The 5672-nt window shown below is 48.5% G+C and carries 5 protein-coding genes and 2 pseudogenes; 6 read left to right on the top strand and 1 reads right to left on the bottom strand.

The genetic code is table 11. From position 1 onward, the window contains the following. Positions 1 to 517, bottom strand: a 517-nt coding sequence (locus tag BMX17_RS24430) for an IS6 family transposase (protein WP_092665145.1), incomplete at its 3' end; no start/stop codon positions are given. A 193-nt stretch (positions 518 to 710) separates the two neighbouring features. Between BMX17_RS24430 and BMX17_RS24435 the strand changes: the two genes are divergently transcribed. The 6 genes and pseudogenes from BMX17_RS24435 to BMX17_RS24450 form a co-directional block, all read left to right on the top strand. After that, a complete protein-coding gene (locus BMX17_RS24435) occupies positions 711 to 2156 on the top strand; it encodes a flippase (RefSeq protein ID WP_244515109.1) in 1446 nt (481 codons plus the stop codon). An 83-nt stretch (positions 2157 to 2239) separates the two neighbouring features. Continuing rightward, positions 2240 to 2935: pseudogene (locus BMX17_RS24440) on the top strand (IS6 family transposase). Between the two features lie 73 nt (positions 2936 to 3008). After that, complete coding sequence (locus BMX17_RS24445; protein WP_092665148.1) at positions 3009 to 3893, top strand: hypothetical protein; 885 nt, start codon at positions 3009 to 3011, stop codon at positions 3891 to 3893. A 38-nt stretch (positions 3894 to 3931) separates the two neighbouring features. After that, complete coding sequence (locus BMX17_RS25680) at positions 3932 to 4660, top strand: glycosyltransferase family 2 protein (protein WP_139203771.1); 729 nt, start codon at positions 3932 to 3934, stop codon at positions 4658 to 4660. Between the two features lie 19 nt (positions 4661 to 4679). Next, positions 4680 to 5366: a glycosyltransferase family protein gene (locus tag BMX17_RS25685; RefSeq protein ID WP_139203772.1), complete on the top strand. Its 687-nt coding sequence runs from the start codon at positions 4680 to 4682 to the stop codon at positions 5364 to 5366. Positions 5367 to 5424: 58 nt separating this feature from the next. Then, a pseudogene (locus tag BMX17_RS24450) lies at positions 5425 to 5672 on the top strand (IS5 family transposase); the annotation flags it as partial.

Consider the following 5672-nt stretch of genomic DNA (forward strand, 5'->3'; position numbering starts at 1 on the left):
CACGTTCGACACTGTTCCGATTTCCGTGGCGTTCGTATCTGAAATCGAGGCCGTGTCGTTGGCAGGCGTCTTTCAGCGGTGCTGCACCATCGATGAGAAACACCGCATCGTCAACGTCGTGTTTCTCGCGGAGTTCGGCAAAGAATGCGCGAGCAATAACGTTCGTTCTCGTCGGTTCAAGCTTTGTATGGAGTAATTCGTTCGTGTCGGGGTCGACCGCAGCGTACAGCCAATATTGCTCGTTGTTGAGTCGGATCACGGTCTCGTCAACCGCAACGTGATCCGGACTGCATCCAGTTTCGGGCTGTAGATCTGCCTTGTGAACCCAATTATGCACGGTGGATCGCGCTCGCTCGGCACCGAATATATCAAGAACCGAAACGGTATTCGAAAGCGAGAGTCCAGCAAGGTGCAACTGAATACCGAGCTTCATCAGCAGTCGCGGTGTCGCCTCGCGTTCAACAAACTCTAAGTCGATCTGGTCGATACTTCCGCCGAGGCGTGTGTTTTCGGGCATAGGCACTCAGAAAACACACCGCCTCGCTATTCATCCTTATCTGAACACCGCCATTACAACTACCAACAGTCCCTTTGGAAGTTTAGATAGAAAATAGCGATAGTCCTTATAAGAAGATCATAACCATTATCCAAACTAATTCCGCGATATCGGTATCTATTATACCAATTAGATGTAAACCTATATCGACAGAGTGAATCTCGCCAAGTCGAGTTTGAAAATGTTCGTAGCGAGAGCTTTTAAAGCAGCGTTCGGTTTCCTCGCTGTTATCATTTTCTCTAGGAAACTAGGCGCATCTCCTCTCGGCACATACTATCCCTTTCTCGCACTTTTGGGAATTGTTGGACTTCCGGCTGACCTGGGTATTGGGGAAGCGACGAACAAGCGGCTCAGTGAAGGGACAAAAAAAAGTTCGTATCTCGGTGCTGCCCTAGTGCTCAAAACACCGATAGTCTTGATAGTCGGTATCCTCGTTTTGATTTTCGAACAATACGTCAATCAATTTCTGGGAGCTGATCTTGCCTTGCTGTTTGTTGTCACTCTTTTCGTCAAAATGGCCGGTGGGTTTTCAATGGCCGTACTACGCGGCGAGTTGCGGGTCGGAGAAACCGCCATCCTGGAAGTTATCCGACCTCTCAGTTGGCTCGTCGTTGGATATTTGTTCTACCTAAAAGGATACGGAGTCCGTGGACTGATATACGGATACTTGTTCGGTTCGCTGTTGATGGCGATTATCGGCTGGTGGAAGGTGTCGATACCGATCGGTCGACCAACGATCAAACACGCCAAATCAATCTTAGAGTACGCCCAATTTAGTGCTGTGTCGTCCATTGGTGGTTTCTTTTACAGCTGGATAGACGTTGCCGTCATGACAATGTTCGTCGTCGTTGGGACGGGAGTAACCCGTGGCGACGTGGGAGCCTATGAGAACGCGTGGCGATTAGCCCTGGTGGTTATGCTAGTCGGTAAGTCGATTGCGATAACACTCTTTCCACAACTCTCACGCTGGGATGCCGAGGACGCAACCGACAGGATCGAATCGGCAATTCCGTCGGCACTCCTCCCTTCCCTGTTGCTGGTCATTCCCGCATTCGTAGGGACACTTATCCTGTCAGAGGACTTGCTTCGAGTTCTCTATGGTCCAGAATTCACGGTTGCGTGGTTAGCACTAATCGTCTTGGCTGCCGGAAAAATCCCACAGTCACTTCACATTCTCCTTAGTCAGGCACTCAATGGTATCGATCGACCCGATCTCGCAGCCGTCGCGGCGGTAATATCCGCAATTCTCAATCTGGTGTTCAACGTAGTGTTAATCTGGCAATTCGGGTTAGTGGGAGCTGCAATCGCGACGACTCTCGCGTTCGCAGTGAACACGCTACTTCACGCGTACTTCCTGAACAAGTTCGTCGATATCCATCTTCCTGTACGTGAGGCAGGGTGGAGTATCGTCGCTTCAGGCGTAATGGGAGTTTGTGTATACACCCTCCACAGCCTCGTTGCGATCGAGTCCATATACTCGCTACTCGGAGTCGTACTGGTCGGTGGTGTCGTCTATGGGGCAGTCGTGCTCATGTACGAACCAATCCGATCAGAAGCACAACGGGTACTGCGTCCCTTGGTGAATACTGCTACTAGTTGAATTCAGATCCATGTTTAGACGTCTGAATTCATGCGGTGAAGGGCACTGTCTAGTGAGGGTATTTGAGAAGTGAGCGGGTCGTAGTGAGTGGTGTCCATGACACTCAAAGAGACCTGCTCAGAGAGTATTTAGAGATAGACGATGAATACATTTGGGAGAATGAACTTACGCCGACACCGTGAACTGTTTCGCGGTTCGGCTTCACTCCGATAGGGTTTTCGGTGCGTGAAGTCGATAGAGTCTTAGCCTAGGTAGGTGTCGATCGCTGCTATCAGACGGTTTGGAACTGGAAGGAGAAGTTAGCCGAGACACAGAGGGACCCGTCGACGGCGGAACCGTCGCGGGTCGCGGTTGACGAGAAACAAATCGAAGTAAACGGCGAAAAGAAGTGGTTGTACGCCGCGATCGACACGGACTCGAAGTTGCTCTTGAAGATCGATGTTTACAGCCGCCGCGGGATCGGTCCCGCGGCGGCGTTTCTCCATCGGCTCACCGAGAAACACGATGTCTCTGACACCGAGTTTCTCGTCGATGCTGGCGGCTATCTGACTGCCCTCGTTCGTCAAAAGTTGAGCGGTCAACTCAACTACACCGACCGGAACCACATCGAAAAATGGTTCCAGACTGTAACCATGCGAATCGACCGCTTCCACATATTCTGGCGGGGAAGTCAAGCCAGCACGAAGCGTTGACTCAGGCGCTTCAGACATTACTACAACCGTAATCGGCAGAACCAAGCATTAGATGGCCGCAGTACTGTCGAGGAGGTGCTGTACTAAACAGTGCCCTCTAAAATCATCACCTAGATGGCGATATCTAATATTTTTATGTTGTAGCGATATACTGTAGTATATGACAATTGGGTCGAGGGTAACAAACGTCCTCAGTAGGCCAGACCTTTATAAAGAGACAATAAATCAGATTTTCACAGAACTTAATCGAGCGTGGTTCCGAATTATTGGTCCGCCAGAGACGACGAGCGTGATGGAAAAAAAGTGGGATACGCTGATTCTTTTAGATTGCGCCCGGTATGACTATTTTAGTGACTTCTACGAGGGTGAGGGCCACCTAACCAAGCGACGGACGAATTCCAGTCATAGCAGCGAGTTTGCACAGTATGAATTTGCGGAAGACACATTCCACGATACTGTTTACGTTACTGGAAATCCATTTATTGCAAAACTTGACGAGGATACGTTCCACAAATTGATCATGGTCCCTACAGAAATGACTGACGGTGGTGCGTATGTCTCACCTGAGACGACGGCAGAACTAGCGAAAGAGGCCCACGAAAACCATCCTGATAAGCGGATCATCGTCCACTTTATGCAACCCCACGAACCTTACCTGGGCGAGGTAGGGAGATCAATGTCGATGGTGAACTGGGGTCACTCAAATTATCCTCAAGGAGATACAACTCGAAAGGATCTCAGGGCAGCTTACCGCGAAAACCTTGAAATCGTCTGGGAGTCTGTTGAGAACCTGTTAAACAAGGTTTCTGGTCGGATATCTGTTACTGCTGATCACGGCAAATTACTCGGGGAGCGACAACAACCAATTCCAGTCCGAGGGTACTCACATATGCCCGGGTTATATGTTCCAGAACTCGTTGACGTTCCTTGGTTACAACTTGACGGTGAGCCCCGATCTGTCACGGAGGACCAACCTGGTGGTATAGTGAATGAGGATGGTGCGGACGAAGCAAAAGACCGACTGAAGGCGCTCGGATATATATAGCTAAGGTAATTAAGGGAGCAGAACATTTCAAATTCAATATGCCAATACACCATCCAATAACACACCCAGACCCGAACGTCTCTGTTGTAATTCCAACAATACCAGAAAATGAGTATGAAGTTCCGCCTGCCTTAGTTAATCAAACAGCAGATAAGTACGAAGTTATTGTTGTTTCGGACGCCTCAATCAATCGTTGTGAAGCTAGAAACAGGGGGATCAAAACTGCGGAGGCAGACGTTATTGCGCAGACAGATGATGACTGCAGACCTCCTGTAACTTGGATAGAACGAATAGCGAATCACTTCGACTCCGACCCCGAGCTGGTCTTATTGGAGGGATTCTTAGACAAACTTGACCGTGAGCCTCGGGGTTATGTCGGGGCAAACTTAGCCTATAGGAAAGAGAGTGCGCTCAAGATCGGCGGGTTCGATTCTGCACTATCCGGTTGGAGGGCAGACACGGACTTTGGCTGGCGTATGGAAGACGAATATGGGGTAGAGCACTGCCAGGCTGATACAATGAATGTAATTGAACATATTGGACCGTTACGCACAACGGTTAACAGATCGCTTGAACGGAAATTCCGAATGAGGCATCCGCAAAAATATTTTTCTATAATATTTGATCCAGATATCAGATACAGCTATGAGGTCGGTCTAATTATAGGTAAAATATACTCTGTAAATCCGCGCTTAGGAGAAAAAATTATTAAAAAGCGTACACTAATAAATAAACTCAGGGATGAAAATATAACAACTAATGTCTAATCAGCGAAAGGACACCAGTATGGATATTTGCTTCATCCAGACTGCAGCACCCGGTGAATCGGGGAGTATGCACCCAATACACAGAAAAATGGCAATTAGTGTGGGCGCAGATTTTCAGACTGTGTATCGGCGGGACCTCCCGGGTCCGTTGAATGGGTCAGTTTTTTCAGATCTCTTCTTTTTAACTGACGATCTCGATCCAGGCTACGATATATTCGTGTTCGAGTCTCCCAGTACATTGTACTTACTTCCAAATCTATCAGATGAGATATTAGATTCGAAGTTGATATATTTACATACAAACGTTCGCCCCTTCGGTTCAGCAATGTATCCAATGATTAACTACAATCTGGTTCTGAAGTACCTGGGTAAGGTTAATCAAAGCGTAGATGCTAAAATATTACGTTGGCTATGCAATATATATCTTGACGGAATCATCACGGTTTCTGACTTGTTTTTGGAAAATTCGACATGGTACAGCGGTGAAATATCGGTGGCGACGCCATTTATCAGGAATGAGTTACTCGACCAACTGGAGCAAGTAACTCCTGATCATAGCAAGGAAAAGGTCGTTTATCTTGGTCACGATCGAGGTCACAAAGGTATAGATATCTTGGTAGAAGCGTGGCCTCTCGTTCGACGCTCTCATCCAAATGCCGAGCTCAAACTCTACGGTAGTAATCATTCGGCTCTATTGAATCACTAGACAGCGTCGGTGTAGGTCGGTAAATCAAAGGAGTTGAAGCGGGTGAGTGGTAGTTTGGATGAACATCACCACCCGCTTCACCGAGGAGATGGTGTCGCTGGCAAAAAGTTATTGCGACAATCCCGATGAAGCTGCCGCCCCGGAAGGCGGCGGCAGCTTCGCAGAGTACGCGATGATTTCCCTCCACGGGCTACGGATTTTCCTCGATGAGACCTACAAGATGACCATCGACCGGCTGGAGGTGATGCGACCAATTCTGGAGATTATTGGACTTGAGCCCGACGATCTCCCACATCCATCGACGTT

Source organism: Halorientalis persicus (genome assembly GCF_900110215.1).
Taxonomy (GTDB): domain Archaea; phylum Halobacteriota; class Halobacteria; order Halobacteriales; family Haloarculaceae; genus Halorientalis; species Halorientalis persica.